This window comes from Agromyces sp. NPDC058126, from assembly GCF_042884595.1.
GTDB lineage: Bacteria > Actinomycetota > Actinomycetes > Actinomycetales > Microbacteriaceae > Agromyces.
Genome location: NZ_JBHVTS010000003.1, coordinates 354,779 through 369,621, shown reverse-complemented (window position 1 = coordinate 369,621; position 14,843 = coordinate 354,779). Strand labels below are relative to the sequence as shown.

The following is a 14,843-nucleotide window of genomic DNA, read 5'->3' as shown; positions in this document are numbered from 1 at the left end:
ATGATTATGGTGAAATGAAGGAGTTCACCATGACGACCAAGCCCACCGTTCTCTTCGTCTGCGTGCACAATGCCGGACGCTCGCAGATGGCCGCCGGCTACATGCAGGCCCTGTCCGGCGGCCGTGTGGAGGTGCTGTCCGCGGGCTCCGAGCCGAAAGACCAGATCAACCCCGTCGCGATCCAGGCGATGGCCGAAGAGGGCATCGACATCGCGAACAACGTGCCGAAGGTCCTGACCACCGAGGCGGTTCGCGACTCCGACGTCGTCATCACCATGGGCTGCGGCGACGCATGCCCCATCTTCCCTGGCAAGCGCTACGAGGACTGGAAGCTCGACGACCCCGCCGGCCAGGGCATCGACGCCGTACGCCCGATCCGCGACGAGATCCGCGGCCGCATCGAGCAGCTGCTGTCCGAGATCCTCCCCGAACCCGTCAACGCGTGAATCATGTCTGAGAACGAGCGGCGCGCGCTGCCAGGGCTGGCGTACCCGGAAGAATACCTTCACCGGCTCGCCGGCGACCTCGCGATCCGGTTCGCAGGCGTGTTCACCCCCGAAACCGTCGAGCGCTACGTGCTCGAGTCGTACACAGGCCTACTTCGCACAGCGAAGGTAAAGGCGCACCTGGCTCAAGCAACGATTCGGTTCACCACGGACCGGCTGACAGCGCTCGCGCAGGCGAAAGGCGCAGTCGCGTACGACCTCCCCGAGGTGCTGTTCGTCTGCGAACAGAACGCCGGTCGCTCGCAGATGGCGGCCGCGCTGACTGCAGCGATGAGCGGAGGCAGAGTGCATGTGCGCTCGGCCGGATCCATGCCCGCCGCGCAACTCAACCCTGCGGTGATCGCGGCGCTCGCTGAGCTCGACATCGACCTGACTCACGAGTTCCCGAAACCCCTCACCGACGACGTCGTCCAAGCAGCAGACGTCGTCATCACCATGGGCTGCGGTGACGCCTGCCCCGTCTACCCAGGCAAGCGATACGTCGACTGGGCGCTCGACGACCCCGCCGACCTGCCCATCGAGCGGGTTCGGCTCATTCGCGACGACATCACCAATCACGTCCACAAGCTCCTCGCCGAGCTCGGAATCGAAAGCAGAGTCCCTTGACCATCGAGAACGTCATCGTCATCGGCGCCGGCCCCGCCGGGTACACCGCAGCGACGTACCTCGCCCGCGCTGGGCTCGAACCCGTCGTTCTGGCGAGTTCGGTCGAGGCCGGCGGAGCGCTCATGAAGACGACGGAAGTCGAGAACTTCCCGGGCTTCACCGAGGGCATCATGGGGCCCGACCTGATGGAAGCGATGCGGGCACAGGCCGAGCGGTTCGGAGCCCGCATCGTGTATGACGATGCGGTGGACGTCGACCTCACCGGCTCGGTCAAGACGATCCGCACCATCAATGGGGTCGACTACGCAGCGAACGCGGTCGTGCTCGCGATGGGTTCCGCGTATCGGAAACTTGGTGTGCCCGGGGAGGAGGAGCTCAGCGGCCACGGCGTCTCCTGGTGTGCCACCTGCGACGGCTTCTTCTTCCGCAACCAGGACATCGCCGTCGTCGGGGGAGGGGACTCCGCAGTCGAGGAGGCGCTCTTCCTCACCCGCTTCGCCGACTCGGTCACCCTCGTCCACCGGCGAGATGAGCTGCGCGCGTCGAAGATCATGCAGGAGCGCGCCCTCGAGCACCCGAAGATCAACGTCGCCTGGAACTCCGAGGTGGTCTCGGCACACGGCGACGGCAAGCTGACGGGGCTCACCCTCCGCGACACGGTCACCGGCGACGAAAGTGCGCAGCCGGTCACCGGGCTCTTCGTCGCGATCGGGCACGATCCGCGCAGCGAACTGGTGCAGGGCCAGGTCGACATCGATGAAGACGGCTACGTTCTCGTCGCATCACCGACCACGCGGACGAACCTCCCAGGTGTCTTCGCGTGCGGTGACCTCGTCGACCGCCGGTACCGCCAGGCGATCACGGCCGCCGGCAGCGGCTGCGCCGCTGCCCTGGATGCGCAGGCCTACCTTGCCTCAGTGGAACCCGTCGGATTGACGCCGCTTTCCGTTTTGGCCGAGGTGCACTAGGAAGGCGGCGCAGTTGTTCGGGCCTGATCTCGTACCAATGCTCACAGCTCAGCGGAGAGAGATTCTGCAGATGCTTGCGACGCATGGCCCGCTCACCAAGGACGAACTCGTCGAGATCTGGCGGCACGAACATCCGGGACTTCCAGCGCGGGCTGTGCTCCTCGCACCGTCCATGGTCGGGAAACTGCTGTGGCGTCTCAATAACCTCGGGTGGGCCGCACTGGTCGACGGCCACGTACTGCTGACGGATGACGGCCGTCGGATGCTCGATCACGTGGGAGCCGCCACGTCGGCTTCGCCGCTGGCGTAGGCCGCCGGAACCGCAAGCCAAACGGTCAGCACGGTAATGCGGTTGCGGCTCTTTTGCGGCTCTTTTCATCTACAAACACCCGCAGAAGGCGGCATCCAACGGACATGACTGCCCGCCGCGATCAGGGCGTCACGCCTTACAATTACTGGCATCCACAAGTACACACGTGCGTACTGACCACAGTGCAGCACTGTCTGGGGGTCAGGGGTTCGAGTCCCCTCTGATCCACCAAGAACCCCCCGGATTTCCTCGGAAATCCGGGGGTTTCGTCGTCTCCGAGCACCTCGACCGTTATGAGGATTCTCAACCGTGATTCATCAAGAACTCTCGGGCAGCATCGGGAATTGCGGGAAGAGATTTCCGCCGCCCTATCCGGATCGTGACGGCTCAGAGTCAGATCACAAGCTCCGAACCGCGATCCTTGGATGACTCCGGCGACTGGCTCACCGTCGTTGAGCTCGCCAAGTACTTCAGGATTCCGGATAAGACGCTTTGCAACTGGAAGAGCGACAAGTGGTACGGGCCAGGTCGACGAAGGTGGGCGGCCGGCGCAGCCGCGAACAACCATGGTTGCCGATCTTCGGTGGCGCGTGCGCGGACGTGGCGGATGCAGTGCTGGCTTCGAAGTACTTTGGTGATGAAGGAGTCGTGTTGAACGTCGGGAAGATCATCGGTGGTTGCGCCACGATAGGGCTGGGAGTCACCCTCGTCGTATTCGCTCGGCCGATCTCGAGAATCATGAGTGATGCGCAGAGGGTCTTCCTTGGGAAGCTGGGCGATGAAGTTGCACGAAGTACCACCCATCGAACCGTGGGGTTCGTCGGGACGTTCATGATCCTGCTGGGCGTCTGGCTCGTGATCTCAAGTTTCTGAAGGGCCAACGTGATCAGAACTGAGCCCTACGTCTGTCTGCTCATCGGGCTCGGGGCCATAGAGGTCGTCCTCGGTGCCCTGATCATCCTTCGTCGCGGGGCGGTCGAATCTTGGGTTCGGCGGCGCTACGCACGACTCGAGGAGCGAGACCCTGACGGCGAGGAGATGCCGAATCGAGTTCATTGGGTTCCCGGCCGGAGGACGGTTGTCGGCTACGGTGTCGCCTTTGTGCTCCTCGGCACACTCACGACCGGGGTCGGGGTGGTCGTCGGCCAATAGGGCTCGTGCATCCGGCATGGCTTGTAGCCGTACGCTTCGGGCACCCCGGGCCGAGGTGGTTGTGTCAGGCGCACACGCCGTCATGGACGATACGGACCCGATCGAAGGTAACGTCGAGAGTTTGCACAATCCACACGCGTAGATCGACGGGCATGCAGGAGTACACGGATGAATGAGTCTCGGCTGTCCCGGCGACGAGCAGGGCTCGGTTGGGGACTCATCGCTGTCGGGGTTGCTCTCGCGATCGGAAGCATCCCAGTCGACGTGGCAGGCCTGGGTGATGCAGGTGGCTACATGATGGCCCTGATGCCGATTCTCCTTGCAGCAGGGATTGCAACCCTTACGTACCCGCAGTACCGCAGACCGAAAGACCCACATGATCGGCAAGCAGGTGCGGGTTTGCCGAAGACTTTCGTGACCGCCTCTGCAAGACCGTGAACCACTGAGTGTCTGTGGTTCAGGGTTCCTGAGGGGATTGCGGGGAAGTTGCTTGGGGATTCGTCGAACTTCGGGCGTGCATCGCCTCCGGGCCTACTGCCTCTGGGCGGCGCCGAGCACGGGTGCCGGACCCTCGTCCCATGTTCAGGTCGCCAGCGGCTGGAATGGGCCTAGGTTGAGATCATGAGCACCCAGAAGACCGTGCCGACCGATGCGAACGTGGATGAGTTCCTCGCTGCGGCGACGCCCAGTCGCCGAGTCGAGGAGGGTCGCCGGCTCGCCGAGATCTTCCGCGAGGTCACCGGCACCGACCCCGTGATGTGGGGGCCGTCGATGGTCGGCTACGGCAGCTACCGGTACATCTCGCCGGCCAACCCGCGCACGCGCGGGGACTGGCCCAAGGCCGGGTTCTCTCCCCGGAAGGCCCAGCTGACCTTGTACGGGCTCAAGGACCTTCCCGAGAGCGCCGAGCTCCTGCCGGAGCTCGGCACGTACACGGAGGGCGCAGGCTGCCTCTACGCCAAGAAGCTCGAGGACCTCGACCTCGACGTGCTTCGCCGACTCATCGAGATCGCCTGGAGCCGTCCCGACGATCCCGACCCGCTTCGCCGCGACTGAGACCGCGATCGCCGGTCACAGGTTGAGCCGCGACAGCAGCTGATCGGCCCCGACGAGGCGCAACAGCTCGTACCCGAGGCCCAGCGTGCAGTACAGGGTGAGCAGCCCTCCGAAGGCCTTCTCGCGCCACGAACCGGTGTCACCGAGCAGCGGAAGCGCGAGGTAGCCGTTCGGCAGCCACAGGCGGTTCAGCACGGGGATGTCGCCGACGATCTCGGGCGGGCGCGGCACCCACGGCCACAGGAGGCCGGGCAGGCCGCCCGTGGTGAGCGCGTCGCCGGCGAGGTGGGCGACGAAGCCGAGCGTCACCGCGAGCGGGAACCAGGCGACCTGCTCGGGCGCGACGACGACGATGAAGAGCCCGAGCGCGATGCCGGCGAGCCAGGCCGTGAGCCACGACTCGACGAGGTCGCGCGCCTTCACGGCGAAGGCGGTGAGCGCCGCGGTGCCGATGCCGGCGCCGATCGCGACCGTGCCGGGGTCGAAACGGCCGATCGCATCGACGGGCACGGTCAGCGCCGCGAGCGCCCAGGCGGCCGCGGCCACGAGCAGCACCGCGACGGGGGAGTGCGCGCCGTGGCGGTGCCCGCCCGAGATGGCGCCGATCGTGCGCGCCGTGAGCGGGCCGAGGATCGGCACCGAGCGCGAGATCGTCGCACTGTGGTGGTCGGCGTCGGGCAGCAGTGCTGCGCCCGCGCAGACGGTCGCGCCGGCGACCACGCCGACCGGGTCGAGCGGGTACACCCCGGTGGCGAGCAGGGGAACGGCGCCGGTGACCGCGACCCAGGCGGCGGCGCCGCTGATCGCGTGATTCATGCCCATCATCGATCGACGATCGTATCGGCGGCCGCCCACATCGTCGTTCGGCGTCGTAGGCTCTGAGGGTGGAACTCCGAGACATCCCCCTGACGACCATCGACGGCGACGCCGTCACCCTCGCCGACTACGCCGACGAGGTGGTGATGGTCGTGAACGTCGCGTCGAAGTGCGGGCTCACTCCGCAGTACACGAAACTCGAGGAGCTGCAGCGCGAGTACGGCGACCGCGGCTTCACGGTGCTCGGCTTCCCGTGCAACCAGTTCGCCGGGCAGGAGCCGGGCGAGGCCTCCGACATCAAGGAGTTCTGCTCGATGACGTACGGCGTGAGCTTCCCGCTGATGGAGAAGACCAAGGTCAACGGGCGCAATCGTCACCCGCTCTACGAGGTGCTCACGAAGGTGGAGGATGCCCGCGGCAAGGCCGGCCGGGTGAAGTGGAACTTCGAGAAGTTCGTGATCCAGCCCGACGGCGAGGTGGTCCGCTTCCGGCCGACGACCGAGCCCGACGACCCTGAGATCATCGCGACGATCGAGCGCGGCATCTCGGAGCGGCGCGCCGCCTGAGGCATCCGCTCCGACCCGGCGCGGTTCCTTGACCGCTCGTCCGGTGCGGCCCACAATTGGGGGGTCTATCCGATTGCAGGGGAGCGGAGACCCGATGTCCGACGCGTACGCCCGTCCGAGCCACGACGACCAGCCCACGGTGCCCGACTTCGCGCCGCCGCCGGTTTCGGCCGATGACGCGACCGCAGCACCTCCCGCGACCGCGGCCGAGGGGCGCCCGTGGAGCCGGGACCTGCGGTTCATGCTCGTCGTCCTCGCGGCGATCGTGGCGCTCTTCCTCGCCTTCGCACTGCTCATCGCGTTCAGCCCGACCGGCGCCGCGATCAGCGCACTCGCGATCATCGCCGCACCGATCGCCACGATGGTCGCCGCGTACTACGGCATCTCGCTCGCGTTGCGTCAGGTGCGCGACGCGCGTGACTCCGCCGAGTCGTCCGAGGCGCGGGCGCGCGCAGCCGAGACGAGCGCACGCGAGTCCGACGCCTGGGCGGCGCAGATGGAGTCGGGGCTCCGGGTCTCGGTGGCCAAGCTCCGCGCAGCGGGGGTGGACACCCGTGACGTCGAACGGGCTGCCGGCACGCCCGACGAGTTCTTCTGATCTCGCGCCCTGCGGCGCCCCGCACTGAACGGCGCCGCCGCGTGAGGTGAGCACGAACGACGAACGGCCTCGCCCCGATGGGGCGAGGCCGTTCGTCGTTCGGGTTCAGAGTTCGGCGAGCAGCGACAGCGGCTGTTCGATGCACCCCGCGACGAAGGTGAGGAACGCCGCCGCCTCGGCGCCGTCGCACACGCGGTGGTCGAACGACAGCGTGAGCTCGGTGACCGTGCGCACCGCGAGGGCGCCGTCGACGACCCAGGGGCGCTCGACGAGGCGTCCGATGCCGAGCATCGCCGCCTCGGGGTGGTTGATGATCGCGGCCGAGCCGTCGACGCCGAGCGTGCCGTAGTTGTTCAGCGTGAACGTGCCGCCCGAGAGCGCCGCGGGCGCGAACACCCCGGTCGCCGCGGCCTCGGTCTGGGCGCCGATCGCGTCGCGCAGCCCGCGCAGGCTCATCTGCTCGGCGCCGTGCACGACGGGCACCATGAGGCCGCGCGGCGTCTGCGCTGCCAGTCCGAGGTTGACCGCGCCGCGCAGCACGACCTCGTCGCGCTCGGCGTCGAAGCTCGAGTTGAGGCGCGGGTGCTTGCGCAGTCCCGCGACGACGAACCGGGCGACGAGGGCGGTCGTGCCGAAGCGTTCGCCGGTCGCCGCGTGCAGCTGCTTGCGGGCGGCGACGAGGGCGGTCGCGTCGACGTCCATCCAGACGGTCGCCTCGGGGATCTCGCGGCGCGAGCGCGAGAAGTGCGCCGCGGCGGCGCGACCGATGCGGTCGAGCGGGATCCGTTCGTCACCGGATGCGGGCGCGGTGACGGCCGCGGGCGCCGGCGTCGACGGCGCGGATGCCTCGACGACGGCCTGCGGCATCGCCTCCGACCCCGCCTGCTGCTCGCCGATGAACGCCTCGACGTCGCGACGCATGACGAGGTGGTCGGGGCCCGAGCCGTCGAGCTGCGAGGCGTCGAAGCCGTGCTGCCGCGCGAGCCGCCGCACGATCGGCGAGACGACGGGGGAGCGGCGTGCGCTGTCGAGGCGCGAGGGCGCGGCGACGCCGCCACCGCTCGTGCCGGCACCGGGGCCTGAGCCCGTCGCAGCACCCGTGCGGCGGCGACCGAATCGCGCCGGCGCCGTGGCCGCGCGCTTCGTCACCGTCGAGGCTCGGGTGCCGTAGCCGATCAGGACGGCGCCCGATTCCTCCGTCGCGACCTCTGTGGGTGCGGCGACGCCGGGCTCGGCGGCCACGGGTGCTCCTGAGACCGCTGCCTCGGCAGCGGCAGGCGCCGCGGCCGGCGCGGGCGCCGAGGCATCCGCGTTCGGGGCCCCCGCAGCGGAGACGTCTGAACCGAGCGTCATGAGCACCGTGCCCGCGTGCAACGTCTCGCCGACCTCGCCGCCGAGCGACTCGACGACACCCGCGAACGGGGTCGGGAGCTGCACGACCGACTTCGCCGACTCCAGCTCGACGACCGGCTGGTCGATCGACACCTCGTCGCCCGGGGCGACGAGCCACGCGACGATCTCGGCCTCTGTGAGGCCCTCGCCGAGGTCGGGCAGGATGAACTCGCGCGTCATGCGTCCCACTCCCAGGTGTCGAGCGCCGCGAGGATGCGGTCGGGCGTGGGCAGCTGGTGCTCCTCGAGCTTGGGCGAGGGGTATGGGATGTCGAACCCGGCGATGCGCAGCACCGGCGCCGCGAGGTGGTGGAAGTTCCGCTCGGTCACGCGGGCGGCGACCTCGGCGCCGTAGCCGCCGAATTGCGCGGCCTCGTGGATCACGGCGGCGCGCGAGGTCTTGCGCACCGAGGCGCCGACCGTCTCGTCGTCGAAGGGCGACAGCGTGCGCAGGTCGACGACCTCGATCGAGAGGCCCTCGTGCTCGGCCGCCTCGGCCGCCTCGAGCGCGGTGCGCACCGTCGGTCCGTAGGCGAGCAGCGTGACGTCGGTGCCGGTGCGCACGACCTCGGCGCGGTCCATCGGCGCGGTCGTCACGGGCAGCGCGATCGGCGCCTTCGACCAGTACCGGCTCTTCGGCTCCATGAAGACGACGGGGTCGTCGCTCTCGATCGCCTCGCGCAGCATCGAGTACGCGTCGGCCGGGTTCGAGGGCATCACGACCGTGAGGCCGGGGGTCGACGCCCAGTACGACTCGGACGAGTCGGAGTGGTGCTCGACGCCGCCGATCGCACCCGCGCAGGGGATCCGCACGACCATCGGGAGCGTGACGCGCCCCTTGGTGCGGTTGCGCATCTTCGCGACGTGCGACACCATCTGCTCGAACGCGGGGTAGCTGAACGCGTCGAACTGCATCTCGACGACGGGGCGCATGCCGTACATCGCCATGCCGATCGCCGTGCCGATGATGCCCGACTCGGCGAGCGGCGAGTCCCAGATGCGCTCGTCGCCGAACTCGGCCTGCAGGCCGTCAGTGATGCGGAACACGCCGCCGAGCGGCCCCACGTCCTCGCCGTAGACGATCACGCGGTCGTCGGCGGCCATCGCGTCGCGCAGCGCGGCGTTCAGCGCTCCGGCCATCGTGAGCTGCGTCGGTGCGGATGCCTCGGGGCGGGCGTCCTTCGTCACGGTGGCGGTCATCGAGGGTCCTCCTGGTGGGCGCCGGCGGCGAGCTCGGCGGCGAGCGCGGCGCGCTGCTCGGCGAGCGCGGCGCGCGGGCGGGCGTAGACGTGATCGAACAGCTCGAGCGGATCGAGCTCGGCCTCGGCGGTCATGACCTCGCGCGTCGCCGCGGCGAGCTCTTCGGCCTCGTCGGTGATCTCGGCGCGGAGGGTCTCGGTGAGCGCCCCCTCGGAGACGAGGTACTTCTCGAGTCGCTCGATCGGGTCGCGCCGCTTCCAGTGCTCGACGTCGCGCGCCGCCCGGTAGCGGCTCGGGTCGTCGGAGTTCGTGTGGGGCTCGATGCGATAGGTCACGCCCTCGATGAGCGTCGGCCCGCCGCCCGCGCGGGCGCGCTCGACGGCGGCGTGCGTGATCGCGTACATCGCCGCGACGTCGTTGCCGTCGACGTGGAAGCCCGGCATGCCGTAGCCGACGGCCTTGTCGGCGAGGGTCGCGGCACGGGTCTGCCGCTCGAGCGGCACGCTGATCGCGAACTGGTTGTTCTGCACGATGAAGACGGTGGGCGTCTGCCAGACGGCCGCGAAGTTGAACGCCTCGTGGGCGTCGCCCTCGCTCGTGGCGCCGTCGCCGAGGAAGGTCATGGCGACGATCGGGTCGCGGCGGAGCCGGGCGGCGTGCGCGAGGCCGACCGCGTGCAGCGCCTGCGTGGCGAGCGGGGTCGCCTGGGCGGCCGTGCGGAACTCGTGCTGGTCGTAGCCGTTGTGCCAGTCGCCGCGGAAGGACTGCAGGATGTCGGCGGGGGCGATGCCGCGCGTGAGCAGGGCGATGCTGTCGCGGTAGGTCGGGAAGAGCCAGTCTGCGCGATCGAGCGAGGCGACCGCGCCGATCTCGCACGCCTCCTGGCCGTAGGCCGAGGGGTAGGTCGCGAGGCGGCCCTGCTTGGTGAGCGCGGTGACCTGCACGTCGAAACGCCGGGCGACGACCATCTTGCGGTAGAGCCCGAGGAGCGTGTCGGTGTCGGGCAGCGAGAAGCCGCCGGTCGCGTGACCGGTGACGGCGTGACCCGCGTTGTCGAGGAGCCGGAGGGGCTTCTCCGATGGAAGGGTGCGGGTCGGGGCGTGCTCGACATTGAGGCTCATGCAGCCATGGTGCGACATACTCGACCCTCGTGGTCGGGCGTGTCATCCAAGCGTGAACGAACGGCTCACGAAGCGCGAAACCGTTGCCATTCGTCCATCTGCAGGGCGGTCAGGTGCGCCAGATGTCCAGCGTCTGCGCGGGCGGGTGACCCTCGATCTCCTCGAGGATGAGGTGCGACCTGGTCGACACGACGCCGGGCATGTCGTGGATGTCCCGGAGGATCGCCTGGCTCAGCTGCTCGTGATCGGGCGCGCTCACGGTGAGGATGATGTCGATGTCGCCCGAGACCGCCTGCACCTTCTCGACGAAGGGGAGCGTGGCGAGCTTCGCCGCGATCTCCTCCCAGGAGACCTCGCCGATGCGCACCACGACGAGCGCGGAGATGTGGAGCCCGATCGAGCGCCGGTCGATCTGGGCGCCGAACCCGGTGATGACGCCGCGCTGCTGCAGCTGCTGCAGCCGGTTGTGGGCCGCCGTGCGCGAGATGTGAACTCGGTCGGCGAGGGTTCGCACCGACAGCCGGCCGTCGCGGCTCAGCTCGGCCACGATTCGGCGGTCGATGCTGTCGAGTGGTTCGTTGCGTTGCGGTGCTTGCGGGGTCATCGTCGTCCTTGTGCTTCACGCTCAGCGTACCGGTTCGAACGTGCCATGCGGCGGAGCGATGCGCGCATCGGGGCGTGGCGCACGGCGGCCGGGAGCAGCGGCCAGACGAGGGCGATGCCCCGCAGCCACGCGGTGCTCACGCGCTGCGCCCGGGCGGTCCAGCGGAAGCCGTACGCCGCGCGGATCGGCGCGGGCAGGAGCGCCGCGGTGATCAGGCGGACGAGCGGAAGGACGAGTCGGCTGCCCGGCGGCAGCGCCGCCGACCCGCCCAGCAGCGTACGTGCGATCCGGCGGGCGTCCTCACCGACGGATGCCTCGGCGAGGCGCGCGTGCCACCACGCGTCGAACCCGGCGCGACTCTCGGGCCATCCCTCGCGGCCGGCCTGGAGACTCGTGCCGAGCGGGGCGTAGCCGCGCACGATCGCGTCGGCGTCGCGTTCGTCGAGCGGACCCCAGAGGCGCTCCTCGAGCGTGATCGCGGTCGCGAGGATGGTCGAGGCGACCCATCGCTGCGCGTCGGCGTCGAACGCCGAGTATCCGGGCGTGCGCGTCTCGCCGGACCCGCCGGGGTCGGCTGCCGAACCGCGGACGGGCGCGTGGCGGGCATTCACCCGCCGGATGGCGGAGCGCCGGACCGACTCGTCGCCGAAGCCGACTGCGTAGACGTAGTCGAGCGTGCCGAAGAGCCGGTCGAGCGGCCGGCCGGCGAAGTCGCTGTGGCGGGCGACGCCGCGCGCGACCCGCGGGTCGGCGAGCTGCAGCAGGATGGCGGCACCTCCGCCGAGGAGGAGGATGCCATCGGCCGCGTGGCGGCGGAAGCGTTCGGGGTCGGTGTCTGCGCCGGTCATCAGTACCAGTTGTACTGCTCGGAGTGCGCCCACGCACCGCACGGCGCCCCGTAGCGGTCGCTGATGTACGACAGCCCCCATTCGATCTGGGTGGCGGCGTTCGTGCGCCAATCGGCACCGGCCGAGGCCATCTTGCTGCCCGGCAGCGACTGCGGGATCCCGTAGGCGCCGCTCGAGGCGTTGTAGGCGTCGGCGCGCCAGCTCGACTCGCGCGTCCAGAGCAGCACGAGGCACTCGTACTGGCTCGAACCCCAGCCGTAGCGGCCCACCGCACGGGCGGCGTACGCCTTCGCCGAAGCGGGATCGACGACGACGCCCGGCGGGGGAGCGCTCGAGCCGCCGCCGGAACCGCCCGACCCGCCCGAATCGTTCTCCGCGGCTTCGGCAGCCGCCAGTTCGCGCGCCTCGGCTTCGAGCCTGGCCTGCTCGCCCACCCGGTAGCGCCGCTCGAGCTCCACCGTGCGATCGCGCAGGCTCGCGAGCTGGGCGTAGAGCGTGTCGAGCGCCGTGCGCTGTTCGGTGAGCCGCGCCTCCGCGGCGACGTGCGCGTCCTCCGCGGCGGCCCCGGCGCGGTCGGCCTCATCGGCGAGCCGGGACCGCTCCTGTTCGGCGACGTCGGCCTGGGCGCTGATCGACCGGTATTCGGAGCGGGCCGCCTCCGCACCCGCCGCGACCCCCGCGTAGACGTCGGCGAGTCGTGCGCTGCGCGAGAGCGCGTCGAGGAGGTCGGCCGCGTCCTGCTCTCCGCCCGTGAGGAGCAAGCGGAGCGTGGCATCCGCACCGCCCGTGCGCGCGAGCATGCCGGTGAGCCGACCGAACTCGGCCTGCGTTTTGCGTGCCGTCCGCGCGGCCGACTCGGCCGATCCGCGGAGGGTGCTCGCGCGATCGGCCGCTTCGCGGCGTGCGGCCTCGGCGGCGGCCGCGACCGCGGCGGCTTCGACCGCGGCATCGCCGAGGACGGCCGCCTCGCCCTCGAGTCGGTCGACCAGCGCCGTGATCCGCGACGACTCGGCCTCGCGCGCGGCGACGCTCTGCTTCGCGGCCTCGACCTCGCTCCAGCTCGGGTACTCCTCGGCTCCTGCCGGAGAGGCGATCGCGGTGACCGCCATGACGAGGGCGAGCATGATCGCGGCGCTCACGATCGGGCGTTCTCGGCGCATCGGCTCACCCCCTCGAGGCCGCGAGTCTACCCACGGCGCCTCTCGGCGGTCGCTCGGACACGCAGCGTACACTCGGCGCGTGCGTTCGTCCCGGCTGCTGGCCCCCCTCCTCGTCGCGGTCTCCGCGATGACGCTCGCGGGGTGCGCGGGTGCGGCGCCGACGGCTGCTCCGGCGGCCTCGGCGACGCCATCGGCGACACGGACTCCGACTCCGACACCGACGCCGATCGATCCGTTGGCTGCGTGGGTCGATGAGCGGATGGCGGGCCTCAGCACGCAGCAGAAGGCCGCGGCCATGCTGATGCTGCATGCCCCGGGTACCGATCCGGCGCCCTCGCGCGCGCTCATCGACGCGGGAGCCTCGGGGGTGATCCTCATGGGCGACAACATCGCGGGCGACGCGCCGTCGCTCGCGGCGCTGACCGCCGCGCTCGTCGCCGATCCCGAGCTGCCGCCGCTCATCGGCGTCGATCAGGAGGGCGGCGAGGTCTCGCGGCTCGACTGGGATGCCGCCGCGAGCGCGGCGACCCTGCGGGACGCACCGCCTGCAGCGACTCGGGAGGCGTTCGCCGCCCGCGCCGCGAGCGTGGCCGCCGGCGGCGCGAACGTGAACTTCGGCGTCATCGCGGATGTCACGGGCGACCCCGGCTCGTTCATCTCGGGCAGGGTGCTCGGGACCGATCCGGCGGGGGCCGCCGAGCGGGTCGCCGCCGCCGTCGCGGGGGAGCGGGGCACGGTGGCGAGCACGCTCAAGCACTTCCCCGGGCACGGCGGGGCGCCGGGCGACTCGCACACGAGCATTCCGACCGCGCCCTCGAGCCTCGCCGAGTGGCGGGCCGGTCCGGCGCTGCCGTTCGCGGCGGGCATCGACGCCGGCGCCGAGCTCGTCATGACCGGCCACCTCGCCTACCCCGCCGTCGATGCCGCGCCGGCCTCGCTCTCGCCCGAATGGCACCGGATCCTCCGCGACGAGCTCGGCTTCGAGGGGGTCGTCATCACCGACGACATGCTCATGCTCCAGCACAACGGGCTCGCCGAGTACGCCGATCCGGGCGAGAACGCCGTGCGCGCGGTCGCCGCGGGCGCCGATCTGCTGCTGTACGTCCTTCCCGCAGACCCCTCCGAGTTCGGCATCTCCGTCGACGGACTCGTGGCCTCGATCACGACCGCGGTCGACTCGGGACGCATCTCCGAGGAGCGGCTCGACGACGCGGTTCGGCACGTGCTCACCCTTCGCCGTTCGCTCGCGTGAGCGGATCTCACGAAGAAATTTCCATGCGTGGGAATATAACTTGCCGATGCGCGCGTTGACCCCCGTGTGAGCCGATCGGCTCAGTACCGAACACTTGGGAGCAACCGCAGCATGACGACCACCGCCTCGACGATCGAGATCCCCGGCTACCGTGCAGGCACCTGGACGATCGACCCCGCCCACAGCGAGGTCGCCTTCTCCGTGCGCCACCTCATGATCAGCAAGGTCAAGGGCAAGTTCGAGCGCTTCAGCGCCACCTTCGTCACCGCCGAGAACCCGCTCGACTCGACCGTCACCGCGTCGGCCGAGGTCGCCTCGGTGACCACGAACGAGCCCACCCGTGACGCGCACCTGCGCACCGGCGACTTCTTCGAGGCCGAGACCTACCCGACGATCGACTTCGTCTCGACCGGCGTCCGCGTCGAGAAGGGCGACTTCAAGGTCGACGGCGAGCTGACCATGCACGGCGTCACGAAGCCCGTGACCTTCGACTTCGACTTCGGCGGCTTCGGCGGCGACCCCTACGGCAACTACAAGGGCGGCGCGACGGCGAAGACCGTCATCAACCGCGAGGACTTCGGCCTGCACTACAACGCCGCCCTCGAGACCGGCGGCGTGCTGCTCGGCGAGCAGGTCACCATCACCCTCGAACTGCAGGCGCAGCTCGAGCAGTAATCGCTCGCGCGATC

The 14,843-nt window shown here is 70.0% G+C and carries 17 protein-coding genes; 10 read left to right on the top strand and 7 right to left on the bottom strand.

Annotated features, from left to right (window positions below; all coding sequences use genetic code 11):
- Nucleotides 1-29: 29 nt before the first annotated feature.
- The 6 genes from ACFVTR_RS10790 (at nt 30) to ACFVTR_RS10765 (ending at nt 4,598) form a co-directional block, all read left to right on the top strand.
- Nucleotides 30-446, top strand: coding sequence for an arsenate reductase ArsC (locus ACFVTR_RS10790; RefSeq protein ID WP_387037186.1), 417 nt, complete (start codon nt 30-32; stop codon nt 444-446).
- 3 nt (nt 447-449) lie between these two features.
- Nucleotides 450-1,112, top strand: a complete 663-nt coding sequence (locus tag ACFVTR_RS10785; protein ID WP_387037183.1) for an arsenate reductase ArsC — start codon at nt 450-452, stop codon at nt 1,110-1,112.
- Nucleotides 1,109-2,080, top strand: coding sequence for a thioredoxin-disulfide reductase (gene trxB / locus ACFVTR_RS10780; protein WP_387037181.1), 972 nt, complete (start codon nt 1,109-1,111; stop codon nt 2,078-2,080). The genes ACFVTR_RS10785 and trxB overlap by 4 nt, the downstream gene beginning before the upstream one ends.
- Before the next feature lie 70 nt (nt 2,081-2,150).
- Nucleotides 2,151-2,390, top strand: a complete 240-nt coding sequence (locus ACFVTR_RS10775) for a hypothetical protein (RefSeq protein WP_387037179.1) — start codon at nt 2,151-2,153, stop codon at nt 2,388-2,390.
- Nucleotides 2,391-2,882: 492 nt separating this feature from the next.
- Complete coding sequence (locus ACFVTR_RS10770; protein ID WP_387037178.1) at nt 2,883-3,263, top strand: hypothetical protein; 381 nt, start codon at nt 2,883-2,885, stop codon at nt 3,261-3,263.
- A 900-nt stretch (nt 3,264-4,163) separates the two neighbouring features.
- Nucleotides 4,164-4,598: a DUF1801 domain-containing protein gene (locus ACFVTR_RS10765; protein ID WP_387037176.1), complete on the top strand. Its 435-nt coding sequence runs from the start codon at nt 4,164-4,166 to the stop codon at nt 4,596-4,598.
- Between the two features lie 15 nt (nt 4,599-4,613).
- On the opposite strand, the gene ACFVTR_RS10760 is transcribed toward ACFVTR_RS10765, so the two are convergent.
- Nucleotides 4,614-5,414: a metal-dependent hydrolase gene (locus tag ACFVTR_RS10760; RefSeq protein ID WP_387037175.1), complete on the bottom strand. Its 801-nt coding sequence runs from the start codon at nt 5,412-5,414 to the stop codon at nt 4,614-4,616.
- A 68-nt stretch (nt 5,415-5,482) separates the two neighbouring features.
- Here ACFVTR_RS10760 and ACFVTR_RS10755 point away from each other — a divergent pair, with 68 nt between their 5' ends.
- Together ACFVTR_RS10755 and ACFVTR_RS10750 are read left to right on the top strand one after the other, a co-directional pair.
- Nucleotides 5,483-5,980 (top strand): glutathione peroxidase, encoded by a 498-nt coding sequence (locus ACFVTR_RS10755; protein WP_387037172.1) that lies wholly within the window; start codon nt 5,483-5,485, stop codon nt 5,978-5,980.
- 94 nt (nt 5,981-6,074) lie between these two features.
- Nucleotides 6,075-6,578, top strand: coding sequence for a hypothetical protein (locus ACFVTR_RS10750; RefSeq protein ID WP_387037171.1), 504 nt, complete (start codon nt 6,075-6,077; stop codon nt 6,576-6,578).
- 105 nt (nt 6,579-6,683) lie between these two features.
- Here the strand turns inward: ACFVTR_RS10750 and ACFVTR_RS10745 are convergent, their stop codons facing one another.
- From ACFVTR_RS10745 to ACFVTR_RS10720, 6 genes are all read right to left on the bottom strand, one after another.
- Nucleotides 6,684-8,150, bottom strand: coding sequence for a dihydrolipoamide acetyltransferase family protein (locus tag ACFVTR_RS10745; protein WP_387037169.1), 1,467 nt, complete (start codon nt 8,148-8,150; stop codon nt 6,684-6,686).
- Nucleotides 8,147-9,169, bottom strand: coding sequence for an alpha-ketoacid dehydrogenase subunit beta (locus tag ACFVTR_RS10740; protein WP_387037166.1), 1,023 nt, complete (start codon nt 9,167-9,169; stop codon nt 8,147-8,149). The genes ACFVTR_RS10745 and ACFVTR_RS10740 overlap by 4 nt, the downstream gene beginning before the upstream one ends.
- A complete protein-coding gene (pdhA, locus tag ACFVTR_RS10735) occupies nt 9,166-10,290 on the bottom strand; it encodes a pyruvate dehydrogenase (acetyl-transferring) E1 component subunit alpha (RefSeq protein WP_387037164.1) in 1,125 nt (374 codons plus the stop codon). Before pdhA ends, ACFVTR_RS10740 begins: the two co-directional genes overlap by 4 nt.
- Before the next feature lie 109 nt (nt 10,291-10,399).
- Nucleotides 10,400-10,894 carry an Lrp/AsnC family transcriptional regulator gene (locus ACFVTR_RS10730; RefSeq protein ID WP_157424566.1) on the bottom strand — a complete coding sequence of 165 codons (495 nt, stop codon included), beginning with the start codon at nt 10,892-10,894 and terminating at the stop codon, nt 10,400-10,402.
- The gene (locus ACFVTR_RS10725) at nt 10,891-11,742 is read right to left on the bottom strand and encodes an oxygenase MpaB family protein (RefSeq protein ID WP_387037162.1); all 852 of its coding nucleotides are present in this window, start codon (nt 11,740-11,742) and stop codon (nt 10,891-10,893) included. The genes ACFVTR_RS10730 and ACFVTR_RS10725 overlap by 4 nt, the downstream gene beginning before the upstream one ends.
- A complete protein-coding gene (locus ACFVTR_RS10720; RefSeq protein WP_387037160.1) occupies nt 11,742-12,902 on the bottom strand; it encodes a hypothetical protein in 1,161 nt (386 codons plus the stop codon). Before ACFVTR_RS10720 ends, ACFVTR_RS10725 begins: the two co-directional genes overlap by 1 nt.
- A 79-nt stretch (nt 12,903-12,981) precedes the next feature.
- Between ACFVTR_RS10720 and ACFVTR_RS10715 the strand changes: the two genes are divergently transcribed.
- The gene (locus ACFVTR_RS10715) at nt 12,982-14,154 is read left to right on the top strand and encodes a glycoside hydrolase family 3 N-terminal domain-containing protein (RefSeq protein ID WP_387037158.1); all 1,173 of its coding nucleotides are present in this window, start codon (nt 12,982-12,984) and stop codon (nt 14,152-14,154) included.
- A 111-nt stretch (nt 14,155-14,265) separates the two neighbouring features.
- On the top strand, nt 14,266-14,829 hold the full coding sequence (locus tag ACFVTR_RS10710) for a YceI family protein (RefSeq protein WP_387037155.1): 564 nt from the start codon (nt 14,266-14,268) through the stop codon (nt 14,827-14,829).
- Nucleotides 14,830-14,843: the final 14 nt, after the last annotated feature.